Source organism: Amycolatopsis coloradensis, from assembly GCF_001953865.1.
GTDB classification, from domain to species: domain Bacteria; phylum Actinomycetota; class Actinomycetes; order Mycobacteriales; family Pseudonocardiaceae; genus Amycolatopsis; species Amycolatopsis coloradensis.
The window spans coordinates 14,628-36,017 of record NZ_MQUQ01000029.1; the positions used below are offsets into that span (position 1 = coordinate 14,628).

Genomic DNA, 21,390 nt, shown 5'->3' on the forward strand with positions numbered 1-21,390 from the left:
GCCGGGAGGCGCGTCATCGTGCGGCGGGCGGCACCCGTCTCCGCCCACGGTAGGAGGCGGGGTGTGCACGGTCCGATGAAATCCGGATGAAACGCGGGACGCTCACTCCTGGCTGAGCCCGACCCACTTCAGCTTCTCCCGCTCCCGTTTCGGCAGGCCCGCGACGACGAGGTCATAGGAGTCCTCGATCATCTCCCGGACGAAGTCGCCGGTCAGCGAACCGTCCAGCTCGACGGTGTTCCAGTGCTGCTTGTTCAGGTGGTACCCGGGGATGATCGCCGGATGCTCGGCACGCAACCGGACCGCCAGGTCGGGCTCGCATTTGAGGCTGATCCGCAGCGGCTTCGCCTTGAGCGGGCCGAGCGCGAAGACCTTGCCCGCGACCTTGAACACGCTGGTGTCCGCGCCGAAAGGGAACTCCTCGCGGGCACCGGGGAAGGCGAGGCAGATCTTCCGGAGAGCGGCAGGTGTCATGGCGTTCAGGCTAACCGCACCCTCCGACAGAAACCTGTCCTGTCCAGGGCGTTGACCGGTTGTCGGTGATTCATTGACGATGGGTGGAGCCGACTGGGTGGAGGCAGAACCGACATGCGCGTGAAGCAGCTCGCCATCGCGGGAATCCTGGTGCTGGGCGTTGTTCCGGGAGCCGCCGCGGCTCCGGCGGAGACCGCCGCCACGAGCGATTGGGTGGGCACCTGGGCGGCGGCGCCCGCGGCCGGGGTCGCCGGGACCGACAGCGGCTACCCGAACTTCTCGATCCGCAACATCGTGCACACCAGCGCGGGCGGGCACGAGGTACGCGTGCGGCTGTCCAACGCGTTCGGCCGGACGCCGGTGCTGTTCGGCCGGGTGACCGTCGCGGTCGCCGCCGGTCCGGACACCGCGCGGGCGGTCCCCGGCACGATGCGCACGCTGACCTTCGGCGGCGACCGCGAGATCACCGTGCCGCCGGGGGCCGACGTCCTCAGCGACGGCGCGGCGCTGAGGGTGCCGAGGGACGGCGACCTCCTGGTGACCACGTACACCCCGACGCCGTCCGGGCCGGTCACCTACCACCCGCTGACGATGCAGAACTCGTACTTCACCCGTGACGGCGACAAAGCCGCCGACGAGTCCGCGGCGGCGTTCCCCGAGAAGACCACGGTGTGGCACTACGTGTCCGGAGTGGACGTCCGGGGCCCCGGGCTGCGGGGCAGCGTCGTCGCGATCGGCGACTCGATCACCGACGGCGCCGTCTCGACCTGGGGCGCCAACCTGCGCTGGCCCGACCAGCTCGCCGACAAGATCAGTGCACGCCTGGGCGTGCTCAACGCCGGGATCAGCGGGAACCGGCTCCTGCTCGACGGCGGCGACTACGGCGTCAACGCGCTGGCCCGGCTGGACCGGGACGTGCTCGCCCAGTCCGGCGCGCGGACGGCGATCGTGTTCGAAGGCATCAACGACATCCAGCAGACACCGCACCAGGCCGACCCGGACAAGATCATCTCGGCGCTGAAGCAGATCGCGACGAGGGCGCACGACCGCGGCCTGCGGGTGCTCGGCGCGACGATCACGCCGTGGAAGGGCTGGGGTTCGTACACGCCCCAGCTCGAGGAGACCCGGCAGGCGGTCAACCGGTTCATCCGTACCAGCAGGCTGTTCGACGGCTACATCGACTTCGACGCGGTGATCCGGGATCCCGCCGACCCGCAGCGGATCAAACCCGAGTACGACTCCGGTGATCACCTCCATCCCGGCGACAAGGGCTTCACCGCCATGGCGAACGCCGTCCCGCTGCCCGGACTCCGGTAGGAATAAGGGCTGCGCCAGGCGGTTCCGTGGGGCACGATGAACTGATGGCGATCAGGAATGATTAACGGCGACGGCGGAACCCGGGCGACAGCGCGACTTGTCCGATTCGCCGAGCACGAAGCGCGGGCGGAAGCGCTCCGGGCTCAGCTGGCTGGCCTCCACGGCACGATCCGGCTCGCGAAACGGACGTCGAACCTCTTCCGGGCGCGGACGGCGACCAGCACGCCGGGGCTGGACGTCTCGGGGTTCACGCACGTGCTCGACGTCGATCCGCTGGCGCGCACGGCCGACGTCGAAGGCATGGTCACCTACGAGCAGCTGGTGGACGCGACCCTGCCCCACGGGCTGATGCCGCTGGTCGTGCCGCAGCTCAAGACGATCACGCTCGGCGGCGCGGTCACCGGCCTCGGCATCGAGTCTTCGTCGTTCCGCAACGGCCTGGTGCACGAGTCGGTGCTGGAGATGGAGTTGCTCACCGGCGACGGACGGATCGTCCTCGCCCGGCCGGACAACGAGCACAGCGACCTGTTCCACGGTTTTCCGAACTCGTACGGGACGCTCGGCTACGCGCTGCGGCTGAAGATCGAACTGGAGCCGGTGAAGCCGTACGTACGGCTAGACCACGTCCGGTACGACGACACCGAGGAGTACTTCGCGGCGCTCGGCGAAGCCTGCCGCGACGGGTCGGCCGACTTCGTGGACGGAACGGTCTTCGGTCCGGGCGAGCAGTACCTGACACTGGGCACGTTCACCACGTCCGCGCCCGCGACCAGCGACTACACCTGGCTCGACATCTACTACAAGTCGATCCGCGAACGCGGGACCGACCATTTGACGGTCCGGGACTACCTGTGGCGCTGGGACACGGACTGGTTCTGGTGCTCGCGCGCGTTCGGCGTCCAAAGCAGGCTCCCCCGGCTGCTGCTGGGCAGGAAACTGCTGCGGTCGTCGGTCTACTGGAAGCTGGTGGCGCTCGACCGCCGGTTCGGGGTCGCCGCGAAACTCCTCAAATTGCGCGGGCTTCCCCCGGAAGAGACCGTCGTCCAGGACATCGAGGTGCCGCTTTCGCGGGCCGCGGAGTTCCTGGACTTCTTCCGCCGTGAGATCCCGATCAACCCGGTGTGGGTCTGCCCGCTCAAGCAGCGGCCGGGTGGCGTGAACTCGCCACTGTACGAAATGGACCCCGAAACGCTGTACGTCAACTTCGGGTTCTGGTCCGCGGTCCCACTGGACCCCGGCGAGGAACCGGATACGCACAATCGGCTGATCGAGGCCGAAGTGACCCGACTCGGCGGGCGGAAATCGCTGTACTCCGACAGTTTCTATACCGAAGACGAGTTCTGGCGCCTGTACAACGGTGACGCCTACCGAAAACTGAAGACGGCTTACGACCCGGACAGCCGCCTACTCGACCTGTACGCGAAATGCGTGCGGCGGCGGTGACCCGGGCTGGGAAGAAGAGAGACGAACATGGCTGAGACGACGACGGTTGGGAAGATCTTCGAGCGGTTGCTCGGCCCGAGCGCCGAAGTGTCCATCACCGCCTACGACGGCAGCACGAGCGGACCCGCTGACGCGCCGGTGTCGATCCAGGTGCGGTCGCCACTGGCGCTGACGTACCTGATGTCGTCCCCGGGAGACCTCGGGCTCGCGCGTGCCTACGTCGCCGGCGCGCTCGATGTGGACGGTGACCTCTACTCGGCGCTGCGGGCGCTGGTGGCGCAGGTCGATCAGCTCAGCTCCGCGGATCGCCTGTGGCTGCTGCGCAAACTCGGCCCCACCCACCTGCGCCGCGTCGCACCGCCCGCCGAAGAACTGCCGAGCCGCCTGAAGCGCGGCCTCGAGGGGTTACGGCATTCCAAGGCGCGGGACAGCAACGCGATCGCGAACCACTACGACGTCTCGAACCGGTTCTACGAACTGGTGCTGGGTCCGTCGATGGCCTACACCTGCGCCGCGTATCCGTCCGCCGATTCCTCACTGGAAGAGGCGCAGGCGCACAAGTTCGACCTGGTGTGCCGGAAACTCGACCTCAAACCGGGGATGCGGCTGCTGGACGTCGGCTGTGGCTGGGGCGGGATGGTCGAGCACGCCGTCGCGCACTACGGGGTCGAGGCGCTGGGCGTCACCCTTTCCCGTGAACAGGCGCAATGGGCGCAGAAGGACATCGTGACCAAGGGGCTCGCGGACCGCGCGGAGGTGCGGCACCTCGACTATCGCGACGTCACCGAAACGGACTTCGACGCGGTGTCGTCGATCGGGCTCACCGAGCACATCGGCGCACGGAACCTGCCGTCGTACTTCCGTTTCCTCGCCGGGAAACTGAAGCCGCACGGACGCCTGCTGAACCACTGCATCACCAACCCGGACACCTCCGTCGCGCACCGTTCGCGCGGGTTCATCGACCGGTATGTGTTCCCCGACGGCGAACTGGAATCCGTCGGGGAGATCGCCACCGCGATGCACGACAGCGGGCTCGAAGTGCGGCATTCGGAGAACCTCCGCGAGCACTACGCCACCACCCTCGGCGCGTGGTGCGCCAACCTCGACGCGAACTGGGACGAGGCCGTCGCCGAAGCGGGCGCCGGACGGAGCCGGGTCTGGGCGCTGTACATGGCCGCGTGCCGCCTCGCGTTCGAACGGCGGGAGATCGAACTGCACCAGGTGCTCGGGGTGAAGGTCGGTCCGGACGGGGACTCGGGGATGCCGTTGCGGCCGGACTGGGGTGTCTGAGGCTTAGTGGCGGAAGGCTTCGGCGAGCCACCACGAGCCGCCGTCGTCGGCGATCTTGGCGTCGATGACGAGCGGCGCGTCCCGTGGTCCGCCGAGCCATTCCGTGACGGCGCCCAGGTCCTCGACCGACCGCACGGTGACGCCGTCGCAGCCGAAGCCGCGTCCGATCGCCGCGATGTCGGTGTCGGGGAACCGGACCGTGGTCATGTCCGCGTCGCCGAAGTGGTGGATCTCCGCGCCGTACGCGGCGTCGTCGTAGACGATGACGACGAGCGGGATCTTCAGGCGTACAGCCGTTTCCAGTTCGGAAATGGCCATGTGGAACCCGCCGTCGCCGACGCCGAGCACCGGTAGCCTGTCCGATCTGGCCAACGCCGCGCCGATCGCCGTCCCCAGGCCGAGCCCGACGCATTGGAACGCCTGCGTGAAACAGAAACCGTTCTCGTCGGGGACGGACAGGTACGCGCTCGGGTAGCCCATGAAGTTGCCGGAGTCGATCGAGACCACGCGTTCGGCGGGCAGGATCTCGTCGAGGCGACGGCTGAGTGTGCGCGGATCGATCCTCCCGCCGCCGGATAGGTCGTTATACGGGACGTCGTTCCACCGCGTTCCCTCGGGGACGCGCTGTCTCCCGGCGCTGTGGCCGCGCCTGTCGAGTTCCGCGTGGACGTCGGCGGCGGTGCTGGTGACGTCACCGACGACACCGAGGTCGATCGGCCGGTGGGCGCCGAGCGCGGCCTGGTCGACGTCGACCTGGACCAGCCGGGCGTCCGGGCCGAGCAGCATGCCGTGCCGGGTGGTCCACATGTTCAGCGCGCAACCCCAGCCGATCACGAGGTCGGCGTCGCCGATGAGATCCGCCGCCGACGGTGACGAAAACCCGCCGGCGATCCCGACCGAAAAGGGATCGTCGTGGAAAAGGCCGTGCGCCACCGCCGAAGTCGCCAGGAGCGCGCCGGAAATTTCCGCGAGTTCCCGCAGAGGTGCCGCGCTGGCCCGCGCACCACGACCGGCGATGAACACCGGCCGCCGCGCCCCGGCGAGGAGATCGGCCAGCTTCGCGACCGCCTCGGCGTCCGGCCGGATCGGCGCCGGACCGGTGATTTCCGGTATCGGGACCGCTTCGGGCGCTTCCTGGGTCTGGACGTCGAGCGGAAGGCTGAGCAGGATGGTCCGGCGCTGCTGCCAAGCCGTCCGGTACGCGCGGACGGTGTCGGCGACCGCGGTCGCCGCACTGTGGACACGTTCCGGCACGGCGCCGACGGCGGTTCCGAGCGCGTCCTGGTCGATCCGGAAGTTCGACAGCACCGACGACGCCGCGGTGTCGGCGGTCAGGACGATCATCGGTGTCCGGCTCTTGGCCGCCTCGGTGATCCCGGTGAGCGCGTTGGTCAGCCCGACACCCTGGTGGAGACTCAGCACCGACACCCGGCCGCTCATCCGCGCGTAGGCGTCGGCCATACTCGCCGCGCCGCCCTCGTGCCGCGCGGCGACGAACCGCACTCCGCCCGCCCGCAACCCGTTGGTGGCCACGAAGTTGCCGCTGCCCACAACCCCGAACGCTGCTCCCACCCCGAGTTCCGCGAGGGTCCGGCCGACCAGCTCCGCGACCTTCATCCCCGCTCCACCAGCGCGTAGACCCTGGCGGGACTGCCGGAGCCGCCGACGATCGGGAGCGGGCTGACGACCAGCAGGGAGCCGGTCGGCGGCAGGCTCGCCAGGTTCCGCAGCTGCGTCAAGCCGTGTTTTCCGGCGCCCAGAAGGAGTTCGTGGCAGGGAAACGCCGGTTCGATGGCAAGCGCCTGTCCCGCGTCGGTGCCCACCGTCTCCACCCCGAACCCGGTGATCGGCGCCTCCTCCGCGAGCCAGCGGGCACACTCCGCCGAGACGCCCGGCGAATGCGGACCGTTCTCGTCGTTGTTGAGAAAGGCCTCCTGATCGTGCGACCGGGCGTCCCACCCCGTGCGGTAAAGCAGCCAGCCGCCATCGGGAAGCGGCCCGTTCTCGCGCTCCCACGCACGGATGTCGTCGACCGACAACAGGAAGTCCGGATCTTCGGCAGCGCGGGCCGACGCGTCGAGCACCACCGCCGGCGCGACCAGCGTCCGCAACGGCACCTCGGAGACGTCGTGGCCGTCCTTTCCCGACAGCCAATGCACCGGGACGTCGAGATGGGTCCCGGTGTGCTCGCCGGTGTGGATGTTGTTCCAGTACCAGCGCGGCCCGCGTTCGTCGTACCGGCTGATCTCCTCCAGGCCGAACGGGATCGTGTTCGCGAACGGCTCCGGCAACTGGAGGATGGGCGTGCTCGCGCTCAACGGGGCGGTGAGGTCCACGACCTCGACCGCGCCCTGGGTGATCGCGGTGCTCAACTGGGCCAACAACGACATGCGTGCCTCCCGGGTGACTGCGGCGTCCGGATCACCTTAGGCCGATTCGGGTGCTGGGGTGGTGGTGATTTTGGGCGGTTCTCTGGTGGGGTTGAGTGGCAGGGACAGTCAGAGCGGACCGGCATTGATGGCACCTGAGGCTGCCCGACCCCGATTTCAAGTACATGAAGGCCCCCTTCCTTGCGCTAGGCGCAAGGAAGGGGGCCTTCATGTACTTCCAGGAACCTCGGCGGCAGACTTGGAGTTTCCTCATCTTGCCACCAATTCGCCGACGGCATCGCGAAGTGTCCCATTCCTTCATGGCCGCGAGGTCACCCAAGCGAGAAAGGAGGCCTTCGCCTACCATCGGCCCAAATAAATCTTGCAAACCTTCGAAAACGTGATTCCATGATCGAATATATGTTCGACTGATGGTATTCTGATGTGGTGTCCAGCAGACGAACCCTCGAACCGCCACAGGAGCTGTGGCGTGCCGGTGCGCGAGAACTCGCGCACGGTGTGGTCGAGCGAATGTCGTTGGCACGGCAGGCTTTGGCGGAGGTCGGGCAGTTCCTGGTGGAGATCGAGTCGCGGGGCCCGATGGAGTTGTTCGGACACGGCTCGACGGCGGGCTGGTTCGCCGAAACGGCCCGCATCACACCCGAGGAAGCGGGTAAGACAGTAGCGCGGGCGCTGGCGGTGAACGACGGCCGCAACCTCGACGGCACTCCCGCATCGGCTTCGGCGCCGATCGCGGGTGCCGCCGCGGCCGAGGGCGACCTCGGCCACCAGCAACTCGACCCGCTTCTGGCAGTACTGAAAAAGATTCCCGCCGAGATCTCGGCCGAGGGTCGCACCGGCGCGGAACAGATCCTGGTCGACCTCGCCCGCCGGGCCGGACCTCAGGAGATCGCCAAGGCCGGTGCGGATCTCTTGGCCCACCTCGACCCTGACGGAAGCAAACCCGAAGACGAAGACCTCAAACCACCCTCGCGTGAGGTGTTCCTCCGCAAACGTGACGACGGGTGGTGGCGACTCAACGGCCTGCTCGACCCCGAATTCGGGGCACGGGCGAACGCGTTGTTCGAGACCTGGGGACAGCGAAGACCCGTCGATGACGACGGCAACCGCGACCCGCGTACTCCCGCCGAACGCCACGGCGACGCCCTCTTCGACGCCATCCACTACGCCATGACCAACGACAAGGCCCCGACCTTGTCCGGGGACCGCACCACCGTGGTCGTCACGATCCCCCTGGACTCATTGCGAACCGGGCTCGGAGCCGCCTGCGTGGACGGGGTCTCCCAGATCACCGCCCGCCACGCCCGCATGCTCGCCTGCGACGCCAGAATCATCCCCGCCGTGCTCGGCACCGAAAGCGAGCCTTTGGACATCGGCCGAGCTGCCCGCACTGTCACTCCAGGCCAACGCCGTGCACTGAACCTCCGGGATCACGGCTGCGCCTTCCCCGGCTGTCGGCGGCGGCCGAAACAGTGCGAAGCCCACCACATTTTGCCGTGGGGCGAACTCGGCGACACCGACCTGCACAACCTGTGCCTGCTCTGCCGCTACCACCACATGGTCATCCATGGACTTTCCGGCTGGGAAGTCCGAATGTCGGCCGATTGCCGACCGGAATTCATTCCGCCGCAATACCTGGACCCGCTACAGAAGCCCAGGCGCAACGCGATCCACAGCTGACCCCGACGAGCCCGCCACCACACCGGCGACGGGCCCTTCGGCATGCCCGGAAGGGCCGAGCAGGCTGTCCGCGCGGCGTTGAGTCAGCCACTGGCGTTCTGCCGCCTGGACGCCGTGACAAGTCGACGCCCTCGAGGTTGTACCGGACTGGGCCCGTGCTGAAGAGGAAGTCGGCCGCGTCGGCGGCGTCCCTGCCGAGCAGGATGGGCGCCTCGACCGAGCCGACGCTGACCTCGGTGAAGCCTGCTTCGTTGAGCAGCGTATGGATACGCGTTACGTCGTTGAGGGAGTTGACACCGCACTGTGCTGGCGACAACCGTTGCATAAAGGGTGCAGCGGAGCGGTCGCCCGAGAGTAGTCACTGTCGGGGTCCGGTCCCTGCAGAGCATGAGTGCGGATCGGCTGATCGCCACGTCGAAACCGGCTTCCGGGAATGGATGCACCTGGGCGTCCGCATGTAGGAATTCGATGTTGGCCAGCTTCCGTTCGGCCGCGTCCACGCGTGCCATGGCCAGCATCGAATCCGACAGATCGACGCCTGTGACTTGACCGCGGACCGCTTGCTCGGCCGCGAGCAGGGTGGTCTGCCCGGTACCGCAACCGATGTCGAGAACCCGATCACCTGCGGCGATCGATGCCGCGGTGAACAAAGCCTGGTTGAAGCCTTCCGCCATCGCGTCGTACCGATCGGCGTGGTGAGCCCGGATTTCGCCTTCCCAGCTGTTCCACGAACATACAGCTCCATCAGTCCAAGATCACCAAGTCCAGTCCCTGCAACCGTTCCCGGTCGGCGATGACGTCGATCTCGGCGATCTTCCCGTCCACGAACGAGAACGCGAGCACCACCGAAGGACGTCCCTCGTCGGCCATCACGAGACCGACACCACCGTTCACCAGCGCGAGTCGCGTGATCCGCGCCCGCACCGAGGCGGCCGCGGCGCCGCGGGCCACGACGGAAGCCCCTTGCAGGAAGACCGGCGTGCGCGAGGGGCCTGCCGCCTTGTCGGCACGGAGGACGACGTCGGGGTGGAGCAGTTCGAGGAGCGCTTCGAAGTCCCCGCCCCGGGCGGCGGCCAGGTAGGCGTCGACGACTTGGCGCCGTCGCGCGAGGTCTGGTTCCGCGGCGGCGGAGCGGCCCTGGACGCGGCGGCGGGCGCGGCTCGCGAGTTGCCGGGCGGCGGCCGGGGTGCGGTCGATCAGCGGGGCGATCTCGTCGAACGGTACCGCGAACATGTCGTGCAGCACGAACGCGAGCCGTTCGGCCGGGGCCAGGGTGTCCAGGACCACCAGCATCGCCAGCCCGATCGAGTCGGCGAGCACAGCGTCCGCGGCGGGGTCGACCGTGATGTCGACAGGCTCGGACGACGCGGCGTCGAGCGGCTCTTCCCGCCGATGGTCGCGTGAGCGCAACACGTTCAGGCACACCCGGGCCACCACCGTGGTCAGCCAGCCGCCGAGGTTCTCGATCTCCGCGGCGTCGGTCCGATTGAGCCGAAGCCACGTGTCCTGGACGGCGTCTTCGGCCTCGGTGGCCGAGCCCAGCATCCGGTACGCCACCGCCCGCAGCCTCGTCCGGTGCTCCTCGAACCGTTCCGTCAGCCGATCCCGCTCGTCCACCGCACTCCTCGTTCCCGCAGAACCCCGTTCACATCTAACAACCCCCGAGATCGTCGGTGAACCGCACACCCGAAGACCGGTACGAAGCGGCCCGTTCGACGGCCACCGCCGGGGTCAGGACCTCGTTCTTCGCGTAGTAGACCCAGTCAACCTGTTCGAGGTACGTGCTCGTGCCGCCGCTGTGCCGGGTGAGGTCGATGAACCATTGGTTGACGTTCAAGGACATGTCCTGCCGCGGGTACACGTCGAACGGCCCGCCGCGATCGTGGTCGGCGACCAGCTCGCCGTCGATGTAGTACCGGACATGGCCGTCGGACACGGTCGCGGCCACGGAATGCCAGCCATCGATGCCGCGGCGCTGAGAGCTGCTCTTGTTCTCGGCGTACCAAGGGTCCGGCGTGTAGGTGTGCCAGCTGGTCTGGAAGTTGACCGGTCCCGCCTCGCCCCAGCCGCCGTTCGGCAGGTACTCCGAGAAGTCCAGCTCGCTGTAGATCGGGTCGTTGTCGTAGCGCAACGGGCTGATCGTGAAGAACGTCTGGTTGATCCGGTCGCCGTCGGGGCCGGACGCCGGCGCGTCGGAGAACCGGATCCGCGCGGCGTAGGTCCCTTCGAAGAACCGCCGGTCGGACTGCATGATCTCGGTCTGCGTCGTACCGGCGGGCGTGCCGTCGGTGGCCGAGGCCAGCTGCAGCACCTTGTCCCCATCGGACGTCGGGAAAGTGATGCCTTCCGGAGCCCATCGCGCGCCCGCGACGCCGGGCCCGCCGCCACCGGAGCGCACCTGCCAGCCGTGCCGCGAGAGGAGCCCGTCGGTGTGCGACGCATAGTGGAAGTCGTCGAACAACGCCCCGCACGCGGCCGCTCCGGTCGCGGTACCCGGTGCCAGCCCGAGCGCGGCGACCGACAGCGCGGCGACGGCGGCGAACCGGAACTTCCCTGAGGTCGACAAAGCAGTGTTCGACATCGCACTCTCCTTTACCAGTGGTCAGCTTCTTTCAAGGTCCCGCCGGGAAGTGGTGAAGTCAATAGGTCTAGACAAGTCGTCCACCAGCCAATTCGTGACGACCACTGGGTAGGCTGTGGTCATGCGGCGGACAGAGGTCAAGGAGCGGCTGCGCAAGCTCATCGAGCGGCGGCAACCGGGCGAGGTCCTGCCTTCGGAACGCGCGCTGAGCACCCAGATCGGTGTCTCGCGCCCTACCTTGCGAGCCGCGATCGACGAACTCGCGAGGGACGGTCTCGTCGTCCGCGAGCACGGCCGCGGCACATTCACCGCGCCACGCAAGATCTCCCAGGACCTTCTGCCCGCCACTGGCGGCGATCAGTTCGCCCCGCCCGCCGATGGCCACTGGACGAGCAAGGTCGTCGACTTCCAGATCACGCCGGCGGGGGCGAGGCTCGGCAAACGGCTCGAGGTCTCCCCCAGCCGCCCGCTGGTGGCCGTCACGCGCCTGCGGATCGTCGAAGAAGCGCCGATGGCGATCGAACGGATCCTCGTCCCACGCGAGATCGTGCCGGACATCACGTGCGCCGACTTCGAGTCGGGCTCGTTCTACGAACTGCTCCGCACGCGGTACGAGGTCCGGCCGTCGACGGCCGTGCAGATCACCGAACCGACCGTCACCGACGTGGGCGAATCCAGCCTGCTCGGCGTCCCGCAGCACTCCCCCGCGCTGCTGTTCGAACGCACCACCCGCGACCCCGGTGGCCGCGTGATCGAGTACACCCGCTCGATCTACCGGGGCGACCGCTACCGGATCACCACGCACCTGAAGTTCGACCACACCTCCGGCTGACTCCGGCGTGCCGGGGCCGCCCGGGCGGGAGTCCATGTCAGACTCCCGGGCGATGTACACCCCGTCCGATCTCGCCGACTTGCTCGAATGCGAGCACCGCAGCGTCCTGAACCAGGCGCTGGCCGCCGATCTCCCCGGGGCGCCGCGGCCGGGCTCCGGGCCGGATCAGCTGGCGGTCACCCATGGGCGCGCGCACGAGGCCGCGACTTTGGACAAGCTGCGCGGCGAGAAGAGCGCGGTCGTCGAGATCGACGAACGAGACCCGGTCGTCGCCGCGAAGGCCACCGAAGAAGCGCTACGGGCCGGGGCTCCGGTGATCTACCAGGCTGTCTTCCACGACGGCGAGTTCTCCGGCCGGGCCGACTTCCTGATGCGGGACGACGAAGGCCGCTACGAGGTGTACGACACGAAGCTGGCCAGGCACGCGAAGCCCGCCGCGGTGGTCCAGTTGACCGCTTACGCCGACGCCCTGCGCCGGGCGGGCTGGCCCGCCGGTCCGCGGATGCACCTGCTGCTCGGCGATCACAGCACCCGTTCGTTCCGCGTCGACGACTTCCTCCCGCTGGTGGACCGGCTCCGCGCCCGCCTGCGGAACCGGCCGCCCACCCTGCCGGTCCCGCTGTGGGCCGACGAACGGCCCGCCTGCGGCGGCTGCTCCTACGCCGCGCACTGCGCGAGCGCTCGCGAGGCCGATCGCGATCTTTCGCTGGTGGCGGGGATGCGCGGTGACCAGCGGCGCAAACTCGTCGCCGCCGGACTGGACACCATCGACACCCTCGCGAAGGCGACGCCGGAAGACCGGCCGCGCGACATCTCGGTGACGTCGTTCACCACCTTGCGCGCGCAGGCCGCGATCCAGGTCCGCCAGGACGCCACCGGTGAGATCGCCTACGAGATCATCGATCCCGGCGCGCTGGCGGAACTTCCGCCGCCCGCGCCCGGTGACGTCTTCTTCGACATGGAAGGCGACCCCTACGCGCTGGCAGGTGAGGGGCTCGAATACCTCTTCGGCGCGGTGACCGCCGAAGAGACCACTAAGTTCACGCCGTTCTGGGCGCACAACCGGTCGCAGGAGAAGCGGGCCTTCGAGGAGTTCGTCGACTTCGCCACCGCGCGGCTCACGGAACATCCCGGTTCGCACGTCTACCACTACGCGCCGTACGAGGTCACCGCGATCAAGCGGCTCGCCGCGGTGCACGGGACCCGTGAGGACGCCGTCGACCACCTGCTGCGCAGTGGCGGACTCGTCGATCTGTATGCCGTGGTTCGCAAGGCACTCCGGGTCTCGCAACGGTCGTATTCCATCAAGTACCTCGAACCGCTCTACATGCCCGAGGCCCGCGACGGCGACGTGAAGACGGCGGTTTCGAGCATCGAGGCCTACGAGGAGTACCTGACGCTCACCGCCTCCGGCGAGACCGAGCACGCGGACGAAGTGCTGCGCGGGATCAGCGACTACAACGAATACGACTGCGTCTCCACGCTGCGGCTGTTCGAATTCCTCCACAAGATCCGCGCGGAGGAAGGGATCCCGCTCGCGGAGCCGCCGGAAGAGTCCGATGTGGACGCTCTGCTCCGCGATACCGAAGAGGACATCGCGGCACAGAAACGCGCGGAACGCGCCGCGCAGCTGGCCGCGCTGGTCGATCCGCTGCTGGACGGGCTGCCCGACGACCCGGCGGAGTTCACCGGCGAGGACCGCGCCCGCGCGCTGCTGGCCGCGTCCGTCGGTTACCACCGCCGCGAGACGAATCCGGCGTGGTGGGAGTACTTCCGCCAGCTCGCCGCCCCGCTCGGCGATCTGGAGACCGACAACGCGTGCACCGTCCCGGTGGCCATGGAAGCCGGGGAATGGGTGCCGCCTTCGGGCCGGGTCCGCAAGGCGAAGCGGTCGCTGATGCTCCGCTGCGACCCGGACCGGCCGCATCCCTTCGCTCCCGGCGACGACGTCCGCCTGCGCTACGGGGCCGCAGCGCGGGACGCCAAGGTCGTCTCGGCCACCGCCGTCGAACTGACCCTCGAGGAAAGCTGCCCGCCCGACGAGACCACCGCCGACCGGCCGGTCGCGGTGCTGCCCGGCAGCCCGGTCCGGCCCTCCCCCAAGGACGACGCGGTCGCGGACCTCGCCCGCCTGGTCGTCGACGCGCTGCCGACCCTGCCCGCCCATCCCGGTGTCGACCTGCTCCGGCGCACGACGCCCCGGCTGCGTGACGACCAGCCCCTGCCCGAACCGGGCGCCGACCTGGTGAACACCGTGATCGACGCGGTCGGGAAACTGGACGGCTCCGCCTTGGCCGTCCAGGGTCCGCCCGGCGCGGGCAAGACCTACCTGGCCGGCAGGCTGATCGCGAAACTCGTGCGCGCGGGAAAGACGATCGCCGTCACTTCGACCAGTCACAAGGCCGTCGAGAACGTGCTGTCCGCCGCGCTGAAGAACGCGCCGGACCTGCCGTGCGCCAAACGCGCCAAGCGTACCCCGGATCCGGCCGCGCCGTGGGAGCAGCCGAAGACCAATCCCGCGCTGGTGAAATGGCGCGAGGAGCACGACACCGGCCATCTGGTCGGCGGGACCGCGTGGACGTTCGCGAACACCGCGATCCGCGAGGAGCCGTTCGACCTGCTGATCATCGACGAGGCGGGCCAGTTCGCCCTCGCGGACGCGCTCGCGGTGTCGATGTGCGCCAAAAACCTCCTGCTGCTGGGCGATCCGCAGCAGTTGCCGCAGGTCGTGCAGGGGACGCATCCCGCGGGCGCCGAGGCGTCCGCGCTGGGGCATCTGATCGGCGAGGCCGACATCATCCCGGCCGAACTCGGCTACTTCCTCGACGAGACCCGCCGGATGCACCCAACCGTCTGCGCGCCGGTCTCGCGGCTGTCCTACGCGGGCCGCCTGCACTCGCATCCCTCGGCGGCCGAGCGGGCGATCGACGGCGTCGAAGCGGGCCTGTACCTGGCCGAAGTCGACCATCACGGCAACACGACGCGTTCGGTCGAGGAAGCCGAAGCGGTCACCGCGCTCGTGGCCGATCTCCACGGCCGGGCCTGGACCGACCACGGTGAGCCCCGGCCGCTCGGCGACGAGGACATCCTGGTCGTGGCGCCGTACAACCTGCAGGCCCGCGTCGTGGCCCGTGCCCTGGACCAGGCCGGGTATCCCGGCGTGCGGGTGGGCACCGTGGACCGGTTCCAGGGACAGGAGGCGCCGGTGGTGATCACGACGATGACCTCGTCGTCGGCGGTCGATCTGCCGCGTGGCCTGGACTTCCTGCTCTCCCGCAACCGGCTCAACGTGGCCCTGTCGCGGGCGCAGGCGCTCGCCATCGTGGTTTGTTCGCCAAGGCTGGTCGAGGCCGACATCCGCACGGTCGAGCAGATGCGCCTGCTCTCGGGCATGCTCGGTTTGATGACCGAAGCCGTGCCCTGGCACCAAGAACGGAGTGACCATGAGTGAGAACAGTCCGGAGAAGAAGCCGGAAATCCTCGACGCCGAGATCGTCGAAGAGGCCCCGACCCCTCCTGTCGAGGTTCCGGACCCGGATTACAGCGAGTCCGGGGTGCCCTCGTTCGACCACGTGCGCCACCGGATCGAGCAGCGGTACACGACCTCGCTGGGCTCGACCGAACTCGCCGGTCTCGGCGGCAAGGAGGACGTGGCCTCGCTTGACAAGAAGATCGCCGACCGCGACAAGGCGGCCAAGGACAAGCTGGCCGAGATCCGCCGTGCGATGCGGGAACAGTGAGCCGGTGAGGGTCCCGGAGTGTCGCGAAAGCCACTTTCGCGACGTCTGATGCCTCGGAAGTGGCTTTCGCGACACAACCGCGCCTGAGCTAGCCCCAGTGTGGCGAACCGGCCTTGACCGCGATGGCGTGCGCCCGCCGGTAATGCGCGGCGGCCGCTTCGTCACGACCTAGAGCGGCGGCGAGGTCACCGAGGTACTGGGCGACCGGGCGGAGGGTGACCATCCCGCTCCCCGCCCCGGCGATCTCGCCCTCGGCGGGCAGGAGTGCGGCGTGGAGGCGTTCCATCACCGGCCGGTCGCCGCGTTCGATCGCGACGACGGCGTGCAGGCAGGTGCGGGCCTCGTACAGCAGATCCCGGGGCGACTCCGGTATCGGGAGTACCGGTCGGCACCAGCTTTCGTAAGCGCCATAACGCGTTTCGCCCGCGTCCGGCGGCAAGCCCCGCTGGATCCGGTCGCAGTGCAAGGCGAGAGCCAGGATTCCCTTGTCCACTCCGGACATGGCCGTTCCGGCGAGCCCCGCCGCCGCGGCGCGATAGGCGGCTTCCCCGCCGGAACCGGTCATCGCGGTCCGCGTCGCGCGATACCACCGGGTGAAGACGCCGACGAGCGGAGAGCCGTACTTCTCCCCGAGTTCGTCCGCCGACGCGGCATGCCGGTCCGCCGACGCGAAATCCGCGAGCGCGCTCTTCGCCTGCATGAGCACCAGGTGCCCGAGGATCTCGAACGTCACCAGCCGGTGCCGCGATGCGAGGTCGACCAGTTCCGTGCCGATCTCCGCCCTCCGGGGTGCCAACCCCGCCCGGTCGAAGGAGTGCAGGAACCGGGCGTTGAGCGCGAACGCCAGCAACGCGGGGTCGTCGAGCCGTCGTGCGAGCGCCTCGGCTTCCCGTGCCGCGTCGCGCGCCCGTCGCCCGCCCGCGTTCCGCAGTTCGACGGCGAGCGTGGCCAGCAGGCGGCATCGCTCGGCCGTCCGTTCGGCGGGCAGCGCGGCAAGGGTCCGTTCGACGGCGTCCGCGATCCGGGAAGCCAGTTCCGGATCGTCGCTCTCGGTCCAGACGGCGGGGACGTCGAAGGCGCCGATCACTCGCGCGGTCAGGAGCGGGTCGTCCAGTTTTTCCGCCAGTTCCAGCGCTTCGGCCCGGTGTCGCCGGGCCTGGCCGAGACTGCCGGACACGGCCGACGCGCGGGCCTTGCCCATGATCAGCTCCAGCCGCTTTTCAGCGTCCGAAGCGCCGTATCGGTCGTACGCGATGAGCGCGGCGTCCCAGAGCTTCGCCGCTTCTGCTGGGGCGAAACGGCTTTCCGCCTTTTCCGCGGCCGCTCGCGCGTAGTGCGCGGCTCGGTCGGCGTGTTCCTCGGACAGCACGAAATGGTGCGCCAGCGCGTCGACGTCGTCCGGGCGCAGGCTTTCCAGCGTTTCGGCGATCTTTCCGTGCTCGCGGGCCCGCCGCGAACGGGAAAGATCGTGGTAGAGCGTGTCCCGCACGAGAGCGTGCGCGAACCGGAACCGGTGCGGTGCCCGCTCAGTCAGAAATCCTTGCCGAACGGCGATTTCGACCGCGTCGAGGGCGGTTTCCCCGGCCAGGGCTTCGAGCAGGGCCAGGTCGAAGTCCGTGCCGATCACCGCGGCCCGGCGCACGACGCCGCGAGCCTCGTCCGGGAGCGCCTCCACCCGATGCCGGACGACGTCGCGGACGCCCGGCGGCACCGTGTCCAGCGCGGACGGCCCCTCGGCGGCCAGCAGCCGGGCGAGTTCACGGACGAAGAAGGCGTTCCCACCGCTGCGCCGATGGATCATCCCGGCGGTTTCCGCGTCGACTTCCTGCCCGGTCGTGACGCGGACCAGGTCGGCGATCGCGGTCTCGGGCAGGCCGCCGAGGTAGACGCGCACCGGATCGGCGCGGGCGGCCCGGCCGAGGAAGTCCGTCAGGCGCGGGGACGGGTCGGTGCCGCGATGGGTCGCGACGATCAGCACTGGCTCGGCGAGCACGGAAATCAGCAACGCCAGCGTCTCCTCACCCGCCCAGTGCAGGTCGTCGAGGACGAGCAGGAGAGGTGCGGCACCGGCCAGATAGGACGCGACCGCCCGATGCCATCGCCAGCGCGCGGCCATCGGGTCTTCGGTGCCCGGATCCGCCGTCGGCGGCGCCCCGTATCCGGCTTCGGCGAGCGAGGCCAAAATCCGGCTCCACGCGTAGGCGGGCGGCAAGCCCTCGTCGTCGGGATCGCTCCCCCAGGCCGTGGTCCAGCCCTGCGCGGCGAGCCGGGCGGAGAACGCCTCGGCGAGCGCGGTCTTCCCCACCCCGGCGTCACCCGAGACGAGCACCAGCCGCGACCGTCCGCTGGACACGGCCTCCATCAGCCGGTCCAGCTCCGCGTCGCGGCCGACCAGTGGCCGCTCGGCGGTCTTGGGTAAGGACGGCTCCAGCCGGGGTGCCTGCGCCAGGATGTCGGCTTCCAGGTCACGCAGTCCCGCGCCGGGATCGACGCCGAGTTCGTCGGCGAGCAGCTTGCGCGTGGTCCGCAACACCGCCAGCGCGTCACCCTGCCGTCCGGAGCGGTAGAGCGACAGCGCGAGCAGCCGGGAACCGTTCTCCCGCAACGGATGTTCACGCACCTGCGGTTCCAGGTCGGGGATCGCCTCGGCCGCTCGCCCGAGCGCGAGGAGGGCTTCGGCGCGGAGTTCCCTCGCCAGCAACCGGAGTTCGGTCAGCCGGGAGACCTCGCCACGCGCCCAGCCCTCCTCGGCGAACTCGGCGTAGGCGGGCCCGCGCCACAGCGCGAGCGCGGTGTCCACTTGCGACAGTGCGGCGTCCGCCCGTCGGGCGTCGATCAGTTCGCGGGCAGCGGCGACGGCGGCCTCGAAGTCCCAGGCGTCGACGGAGTCCGCGCGCAGGGCGTAGCCGCGGGCGACCGTGACGAGCAGCCGCGCGGGCTCACGGGGCGCGCGGTCCGGCTCCAGTGCGCGGCGCAAGGCACCGACGAACGTCTGGACGGCGCCGATCGCGCCCGCCGGCGGACGCTCCCACAGGTCGTCGACCAGGATTTCCACCGGTACGACCCGGCCGCGCGCGATCAGCAGCCTTGCCAGCACCGCTCGGTGCCGCGGGCCCTTGAGCCCGACCTCGCCCCGCGCGTCCCCGGCCACGAGCGGGCCGAGCACCCCGAACCGCATCGCCACCTCCTGGCTCACCGACAGTGATCATCGTGCCCCGGCCACTCGGTCGTCGCTGACCGGGTGCTGATTCGGGACGGGGACGCTGGCCGTGACAGCGAACGACCAGGAAGGTACCCATGCGCATCACCGGATTCGACTATCAGCGTGTGCCCGTGGCCGACGGCGTGGCACTCGACGTCGCCGTCGCCGGGAGCGGCAGCCCGATCGTGCTGCTGCACGGTTTCCCCGAGACCCACCTCATGTGGCGGCACGTGGCGGCGGATCTGGCGGCGAACCACACCGTCCTCTGCCCTGACCTGCGAGGATACGGCGCGAGCGACAAACCCGCCGACACCGGCGAGACCTACTCGAAGCGCACGATGGCGGCCGACGTCGTCGCCGTCGCGAAGGCGTTCGGCCACGACCGGTTCGCCCTCGCCGGACACGACCGGGGCGCGCTGGTGGCCCTGCGGGCCGGGCTCGACCATCCGGACAAGGTGAGTCACCTCGCGATCCTCGACGTGCTGCCGACCCTCGACATGTGGGACGTGCTGCACGGCACCACCGCCGCGGTCGGCTTCCACCTCTACCTGATGGCCCAGCCGCCCGGACTGCCCGAACAACTGATCGGCGCCGCGCCGGACGCGTTCTTCGGGCACTTTCTCGACGCGTGGACGCAGCGTGACGACGCGATCCCCACGGACGTCCGGGCCGCGTACCTGGAGGCGTCACGGAACGCGGTGACCTCGATCGTCGCCGACTATCGCGCGTCGGCGGGCATCGACGTCGAACACGACACGGCGGACCGCGAAGCGGGTAACCGGCTCGCGATGCCGCTCACCGTGCTCCAGCAGGACTGGGGAGCCGCACTCGGCTACGACGCCGTCGCGCTCTGGCAGGCGTGGGCGAAGGACCTGGACCACCGGACGGTCACCTCAGGCCACTTCATGGCCGAGGAGTCACCGTCGGAGGTGGTGAAAGCGTTACGGGAGCTACTGGTGCGCTAGGACCCTCCGGATCGGGGCGAATGGCACAATCCGCACGGCCATTCGCCCCATCCGCCACCCATTCGGGTTTAACCTTCCCCTTACGGGGTATCGGTTGTCCGCACGACCAAGCGAGGGGCCCGACATGAAACCCAGTCCCAGACGCGCGCACACCGTCGCCCGCGATCTCCTTTCCCTCACCAGATCGGGCGAGGCGGACCAGCTCGCCACCGCACTGGTGTCCATCGCCTCGTCCGGACGGCAGGGACCGGCTCTCGACGACGTCGTCGGACGGCTGGTCGACACCTTCTCGTTGGCCGCCAAGGATCGTCGTCGTTCGCTGCGGATCCGTGAACCGTTCACACTGCGCCTGCGGGACCCCGCCGGCGTGACGGTCCGGCCCGACAAACTCGACCCGGGAGTGGCCGCGATCGTCCGCGCCATCGCCGCCAGCGTCCGCGACGACCGGGTCACCTGCGCCGACCAGATCGGCGCGGCCTGCGGGAACGCCGACCTCGACCAGCGGATCCGGGTGCTCGCGCACTGCCTGGTCTGGACGTCGGATTTCCTCAGCACCGACACCACCGCCTATCCCCCGGTGCTGTCCTGCCTCAAGGGGTCGCTGCCCTATCGTCCACAGTAGACATTGAGCGGTTCGGATGACTTCCCGCCGCACGTGTGGACATCCCTTGCGTGGCAGGGCAAGCTGGACAACCGCGCACGAAGTCCCAGTCCCCGATGACGGGCGCACCTTGGCGGAAGATTTCCCCGAACCAGGAGTGCTGACTTGGACGAGGTAGCGCCATCGACGGTACCCGCGGACTCCCGTGCCGCCGCGACGGCGGGGCGGCTGCCCAACCCCGACAGCAGGCTGGTCCGGGCGGCCGTGGCCGGTGATCCGGACGCGGTGCGGGAACTGGCCCGTTTCCTTTCCCCGCACGTGTTCCGTTACTGCGCGGGCAGGCTCGGGAGCGCCGGAACGGGTGCCTGCGACGCACAGGACTGCGCGCAGGAGGTGTTGCAGGCGGTCTTGATCGCCTTGCCCCGCTACCGGTACCGCCCGGACCGGTTCCTCGCGTTCGTCCTCGGGATCGCCGGGCACAAGGTGGCCGACCTCTACCGCCGCCGAGCCTGTGAACCGGTCGCCTGCGTCCCGGAGATCGGCGACGGCCTGACCTTCTGGACCCGCCGCGACCCGGACGACCTGGAACGGCTGGAGCACCGGATGCAGGCCGGGATCCTGCTGGCCAGGTTGCCGATGCCGCACCGGCAGGTGCTCGCCCTCCGGTTCGTGTTCGGCCTTTCGGCCGAAGAGACAGCCGAACGGCTCGGCCTGCCGAGCGCCGGAGCGGTCCGCGCGGCCCAGCTCCGCGCACTGGCGCGGTTGCGCGCCCTGCTCACCGAGCGCGACGCCCGTCACACGACCGATGTCCCGGCCATCGACAAGGTCGCCGAACCCGAGCTCGTGCCGGTATAGAACCGTCCACTTCGGACGAT

General features: G+C 69.4%; 17 protein-coding genes. 10 read left to right on the plus strand and 7 right to left on the minus strand.

The genetic code is table 11. From position 1 onward, the window contains the following. Window positions 1-102: 102 nt before the first annotated feature. Entirely contained in the window at window positions 103-474 is a 372-nt protein-coding gene (locus BS329_RS37800) for an MmcQ/YjbR family DNA-binding protein (protein WP_076167918.1), read from the minus strand. Between the two features lie 114 nt (window positions 475-588). Here BS329_RS37800 and BS329_RS37805 point away from each other — a divergent pair, with 114 nt between their 5' ends. The 3 genes from BS329_RS37805 to BS329_RS37815 are packed head-to-tail and all read left to right on the plus strand — an operon-like array spanning window position 589 to window position 4,524. Continuing rightward, complete coding sequence (locus tag BS329_RS37805; protein ID WP_076167920.1) at window positions 589-1,791, plus strand: SGNH/GDSL hydrolase family protein; 1,203 nt, start codon at window positions 589-591, stop codon at window positions 1,789-1,791. Window positions 1,792-1,848: 57 nt separating this feature from the next. Next, a complete protein-coding gene (locus BS329_RS37810; RefSeq protein WP_076167921.1) occupies window positions 1,849-3,234 on the plus strand; it encodes an FAD-binding oxidoreductase in 1,386 nt (461 codons plus the stop codon). Between the two features lie 27 nt (window positions 3,235-3,261). Further along, window positions 3,262-4,524 carry a class I SAM-dependent methyltransferase gene (locus tag BS329_RS37815; RefSeq protein WP_076167923.1) on the plus strand — a complete coding sequence of 421 codons (1,263 nt, stop codon included), beginning with the start codon at window positions 3,262-3,264 and terminating at the stop codon, window positions 4,522-4,524. Window positions 4,525-4,527: 3 nt separating this feature from the next. Here the strand turns inward: BS329_RS37815 and BS329_RS37820 are convergent, their stop codons facing one another. Both BS329_RS37820 and BS329_RS37825 read right to left on the minus strand, forming a co-directional pair. Beyond that, window positions 4,528-6,141 (minus strand): thiamine pyrophosphate-binding protein, encoded by a 1,614-nt coding sequence (locus tag BS329_RS37820; RefSeq protein ID WP_076167925.1) that lies wholly within the window; start codon window positions 6,139-6,141, stop codon window positions 4,528-4,530. Further along, complete coding sequence (locus BS329_RS37825; RefSeq protein ID WP_076167926.1) at window positions 6,138-6,914, minus strand: cyclase family protein; 777 nt, start codon at window positions 6,912-6,914, stop codon at window positions 6,138-6,140. Before BS329_RS37825 ends, BS329_RS37820 begins: the two co-directional genes overlap by 4 nt. A gap of 426 nt (window positions 6,915-7,340) precedes the next feature. On the opposite strand from BS329_RS37825, the gene BS329_RS37830 reads away from it, so the two are divergent. After that, on the plus strand, window positions 7,341-8,594 hold the full coding sequence (locus BS329_RS37830; protein ID WP_076168013.1) for an HNH endonuclease signature motif containing protein: 1,254 nt from the start codon (window positions 7,341-7,343) through the stop codon (window positions 8,592-8,594). An 83-nt stretch (window positions 8,595-8,677) separates the two neighbouring features. On the opposite strand, the gene BS329_RS37835 is transcribed toward BS329_RS37830, so the two are convergent. The 3 genes from BS329_RS37835 to BS329_RS37845 form a co-directional block, all read right to left on the minus strand. After that, on the minus strand, window positions 8,678-9,268 hold the full coding sequence (locus BS329_RS37835; protein WP_244197453.1) for a class I SAM-dependent methyltransferase: 591 nt from the start codon (window positions 9,266-9,268) through the stop codon (window positions 8,678-8,680). A 70-nt stretch (window positions 9,269-9,338) separates the two neighbouring features. Then, a complete protein-coding gene (locus BS329_RS37840; protein WP_076167928.1) occupies window positions 9,339-10,211 on the minus strand; it encodes a sigma-70 family RNA polymerase sigma factor in 873 nt (290 codons plus the stop codon). A gap of 34 nt (window positions 10,212-10,245) precedes the next feature. Then, complete coding sequence (locus BS329_RS37845; protein WP_244197454.1) at window positions 10,246-11,175, minus strand: glycoside hydrolase family 16 protein; 930 nt, start codon at window positions 11,173-11,175, stop codon at window positions 10,246-10,248. Window positions 11,176-11,296: 121 nt separating this feature from the next. Between BS329_RS37845 and BS329_RS37850 the strand changes: the two genes are divergently transcribed. The 3 genes from BS329_RS37850 to BS329_RS37860 are packed head-to-tail and all read left to right on the plus strand — an operon-like array spanning window position 11,297 to window position 15,747. Next, complete coding sequence (locus BS329_RS37850; protein WP_076167929.1) at window positions 11,297-12,007, plus strand: GntR family transcriptional regulator; 711 nt, start codon at window positions 11,297-11,299, stop codon at window positions 12,005-12,007. A gap of 52 nt (window positions 12,008-12,059) precedes the next feature. Then, window positions 12,060-15,458 carry a TM0106 family RecB-like putative nuclease gene (locus BS329_RS37855; RefSeq protein ID WP_076167931.1) on the plus strand — a complete coding sequence of 1,133 codons (3,399 nt, stop codon included), beginning with the start codon at window positions 12,060-12,062 and terminating at the stop codon, window positions 15,456-15,458. Next, window positions 15,451-15,747 (plus strand): hypothetical protein, encoded by a 297-nt coding sequence (locus BS329_RS37860; RefSeq protein WP_076167932.1) that lies wholly within the window; start codon window positions 15,451-15,453, stop codon window positions 15,745-15,747. The genes BS329_RS37855 and BS329_RS37860 overlap by 8 nt, the downstream gene beginning before the upstream one ends. Before the next feature lie 88 nt (window positions 15,748-15,835). On the opposite strand, the gene BS329_RS37865 is transcribed toward BS329_RS37860, so the two are convergent. After that, window positions 15,836-18,925, minus strand: a complete 3,090-nt coding sequence (locus tag BS329_RS37865; protein WP_208619354.1) for an ATP-binding protein — start codon at window positions 18,923-18,925, stop codon at window positions 15,836-15,838. A 119-nt stretch (window positions 18,926-19,044) separates the two neighbouring features. On the opposite strand from BS329_RS37865, the gene BS329_RS37870 reads away from it, so the two are divergent. The 3 genes from BS329_RS37870 (at window position 19,045) to BS329_RS37880 (ending at window position 21,370) form a co-directional block, all read left to right on the plus strand. After that, complete coding sequence (locus tag BS329_RS37870) at window positions 19,045-19,914, plus strand: alpha/beta fold hydrolase (protein WP_076167935.1); 870 nt, start codon at window positions 19,045-19,047, stop codon at window positions 19,912-19,914. Between the two features lie 124 nt (window positions 19,915-20,038). Next, window positions 20,039-20,536, plus strand: coding sequence for a hypothetical protein (locus tag BS329_RS37875; protein ID WP_076167937.1), 498 nt, complete (start codon window positions 20,039-20,041; stop codon window positions 20,534-20,536). Window positions 20,537-20,680: 144 nt separating this feature from the next. Continuing rightward, on the plus strand, window positions 20,681-21,370 hold the full coding sequence (locus tag BS329_RS37880) for a sigma-70 family RNA polymerase sigma factor (protein ID WP_076167938.1): 690 nt from the start codon (window positions 20,681-20,683) through the stop codon (window positions 21,368-21,370). Window positions 21,371-21,390: the final 20 nt, after the last annotated feature.

Excerpts from the sequence above, each read along its gene's own strand:
- BS329_RS37860 (WP_076167932.1), top strand. The coding sequence starts at position 15,451 with ATGAGTGAGAACAGTCCGGAGAAGAAGCCGGAAATCCTCGACGCCGAG.
- BS329_RS37810 (WP_076167921.1), top strand. The coding sequence starts at position 1,849 with ATGATTAACGGCGACGGCGGAACCCGGGCGACAGCGCGACTTGTCCGA.
- BS329_RS37805 (WP_076167920.1), top strand. The coding sequence starts at position 589 with ATGCGCGTGAAGCAGCTCGCCATCGCGGGAATCCTGGTGCTGGGCGTT.
- BS329_RS37875 (WP_076167937.1), top strand. The coding sequence starts at position 20,039 with ATGAAACCCAGTCCCAGACGCGCGCACACCGTCGCCCGCGATCTCCTT.
- BS329_RS37845 (WP_244197454.1), bottom strand. The coding sequence starts at position 11,175 with ATGTCGAACACTGCTTTGTCGACCTCAGGGAAGTTCCGGTTCGCCGCC.
- BS329_RS37855 (WP_076167931.1), top strand. The coding sequence starts at position 12,060 with ATGTACACCCCGTCCGATCTCGCCGACTTGCTCGAATGCGAGCACCGC.
- BS329_RS37870 (WP_076167935.1), top strand. The coding sequence starts at position 19,045 with ATGCGCATCACCGGATTCGACTATCAGCGTGTGCCCGTGGCCGACGGC.
- BS329_RS37850 (WP_076167929.1), top strand. The coding sequence starts at position 11,297 with ATGCGGCGGACAGAGGTCAAGGAGCGGCTGCGCAAGCTCATCGAGCGG.
- BS329_RS37800 (WP_076167918.1), bottom strand. The coding sequence starts at position 474 with ATGACACCTGCCGCTCTCCGGAAGATCTGCCTCGCCTTCCCCGGTGCC.
- BS329_RS37865 (WP_208619354.1), bottom strand. The coding sequence starts at position 18,925 with ATGCGGTTCGGGGTGCTCGGCCCGCTCGTGGCCGGGGACGCGCGGGGC.
- BS329_RS37820 (WP_076167925.1), bottom strand. The coding sequence starts at position 6,141 with ATGAAGGTCGCGGAGCTGGTCGGCCGGACCCTCGCGGAACTCGGGGTG.
- BS329_RS37815 (WP_076167923.1), top strand. The coding sequence starts at position 3,262 with ATGGCTGAGACGACGACGGTTGGGAAGATCTTCGAGCGGTTGCTCGGC.
- BS329_RS37825 (WP_076167926.1), bottom strand. The coding sequence starts at position 6,914 with ATGTCGTTGTTGGCCCAGTTGAGCACCGCGATCACCCAGGGCGCGGTC.
- BS329_RS37835 (WP_244197453.1), bottom strand. The coding sequence starts at position 9,268 with ATGGCGGAAGGCTTCAACCAGGCTTTGTTCACCGCGGCATCGATCGCC.